Source organism: Desulfonatronovibrio magnus (assembly GCF_000934755.1).
Lineage (GTDB): Bacteria > Desulfobacterota > Desulfovibrionia > Desulfovibrionales > Desulfonatronovibrionaceae > Desulfonatronovibrio > Desulfonatronovibrio magnus.
In genome coordinates this window covers 1-2,091 of sequence record NZ_JYNP01000138.1, presented here as the reverse complement: position 1 = coordinate 2,091, position 2,091 = coordinate 1, and the positions used below count along the sequence as shown (strand labels likewise).

The window sequence follows — 2,091 nt, the reverse complement described above, 5'->3', positions numbered from 1 at the left end:
CAGTGGTTCCCCATAATTGCGAAACCAAGGATATCCACAAAATAGATCCTGCTGAAATATCTGATTATATCCAGCAGCTTGTCTTTCTCAATATCACCCAAGGGTAAACCTGGCAGGGCAGTGCGGGATATCACATGGTATACGGTTGGTCTATCTGGTAGTGTGAACCTGGCGTTTCTTGGCATGGCTGGCCTCCTTATGGTGAGCGCTTGGTGTTGATGGAAGGATACTTACCCGATATGAAATAAAAGTAAAGCATATTTTGTCTGTCCCTGTTGGCTTTTTGTTTTGTCTGCCCCCACTTTCACAGATGGGGGATGTTAGGACAGGAGTTGGATGATTTCGGAGTCTGTAAACTTCAGCTGGCGAAATACCCGCTTGCAATAAATTGGGTTTAATGATTTCTTCCCCATCTGGACTGGGGCTGAATATTTTCTGCCGTCAAACATACGGGCATATATGGCATGGTCGGTTTTTCCCTGCCTGACAAAAAAAGCTCCTGATTTGATCAGAAGCTTAACAAGTTCTTTGCTGGACATGGATGGGATCTTAAGCATAGGTCGCCACCTCGTGGAGTTCGAGGGGCTTTAAAATGTATTTTTCCGAGGACTGTGTCTGGGTTTCAGGTTCAGTATCATTTAAAAACTCAATAAATTCCTCAATAGGCATTGGCCCTACTTGAACATCTGGCGATAAAGCAATTTCCTCCAGGTATGATTCAATAGCATCTCGCAGGTTTCTTTCAACTTCGGGCAGATCGTTTCCCTGGGCCACCAGGTTGAGCTCTAAGCATACAGCGATATAATCAGAATCGCTTTTTCTTACTATGGCGGTATATTTCTGGTTCATTTATGTCTCCATCACATTTGGTCATTTAGGTACTGTTTTAACTTTAGGACATCCTGGATCAGTTGGCAAGCACCAACAAAAAAGCCCACAAGCCAAAGATAGTAAATGTTCTTCACCCGACAAGTCTTTTCATTGAATACAAACCCTCAACACCACCAACCGTTGTAAATTTATGCTTCATTATACCTTCACGACAGAGAACAGTATGCAGGTTTATGCAACCTTTAATCCGGGAGCGACATTCTTTGTTAAACGATAATACAATGACTCTGGTGCAACATCAAAACCGCATTCCCAAGCTAAAGTTGGGCATGGATCTAAGAAAAACTTAGCGAATTTTTTGCGGTCTTTCAAAGGCTCAGCAGCCTTCAGTATGCCTTTTGATAAACAATTAATTCCTTGGCTGACTGCACCCCCATCTTACTGATTCCTGAGACCTGTTACCCGATGCCTTCTTCACTGGGCGGTTCGAGATATGACGTACAGCTCCTGCTGAAAATGGGTAAGTTAAGGCTTAAATTATACACTTTGCGTTTGACCGAAAATGAGTAATTTATGTTTTTTATTAGTATCTCAGTGGGATATAATGGGTATGCGGGGTACTTTAAAAATCAACGCGGGGTTCCGTCGGGCTTATCGGTTTTGAAGAAAAGCTCTCCCTTAAAACTGACCACATCTTTATCGTGATCTCTGATACTATTCTATTGCTTGACCATTTTTCCATAGTTCATATTCACTGATATCTATGGAATCACTCCAGACCACACCATACCCGCCTTGATCCACTTGGACAGCTTTAAAAAATGCGGGATTTCTTAGTGGCTCAAATATCTCATGTGCCAATAAAGGTGATATGTCATACTTTTTCTTTTCACTGTTATCAAATTCAACCAACAAATTGTGGTTATCAATTGCTTGCGCATATCTTATTCTTGGGTATCTCATAGGTTACTCCAATGGCGGCAGCTTATAAAATTTTTGCTTGTCCCACATTGTTCTTAAATCTTTCTAGTGCATCTCTGCCCAGTCTTTGACTAATTGCTCTGCTCTTTTTGGCAGGTCGCCTTCTATCTTTTCAAGAGTATCAATATTAAATACTCCAATATACTCACCATATACAGAAGGGAGTGCAATAATTAACCTGTCCCTTATGTTGCGAGTTTGTATAATCCCTTGACAGGCATGTAAATACTTTGATTTTTGGCTTGTTCTTGTATCCTCAATGATAACAGCTGGATACAA

Annotated in this window: 4 protein-coding genes and 1 pseudogene; all 5 read right to left on the bottom strand. The window is 41.3% G+C overall.

Annotated elements, in window-relative coordinates:
* Positions 1-185: pseudogene (locus LZ23_RS11770) on the bottom strand (hypothetical protein); the annotation flags it as partial.
* 135 nt (positions 186-320) lie between these two features.
* A complete protein-coding gene (locus LZ23_RS11765) occupies positions 321-557 on the bottom strand; it encodes a type II toxin-antitoxin system HicA family toxin (RefSeq protein WP_045214427.1) in 237 nt (78 codons plus the stop codon).
* A complete protein-coding gene (locus LZ23_RS11760) occupies positions 550-849 on the bottom strand; it encodes a type II toxin-antitoxin system HicB family antitoxin (protein WP_045214425.1) in 300 nt (99 codons plus the stop codon). Before LZ23_RS11760 ends, LZ23_RS11765 begins: the two co-directional genes overlap by 8 nt.
* Before the next feature lie 696 nt (positions 850-1,545).
* Positions 1,546-1,794 carry a DUF2442 domain-containing protein gene (locus LZ23_RS11755; RefSeq protein WP_045214423.1) on the bottom strand — a complete coding sequence of 83 codons (249 nt, stop codon included), beginning with the start codon at positions 1,792-1,794 and terminating at the stop codon, positions 1,546-1,548.
* A gap of 63 nt (positions 1,795-1,857) precedes the next feature.
* A partial coding sequence (locus LZ23_RS24680) for a DUF4160 domain-containing protein (RefSeq protein WP_198145981.1) occupies positions 1,858-2,091 on the bottom strand: 234 nt, incomplete at its 5' end.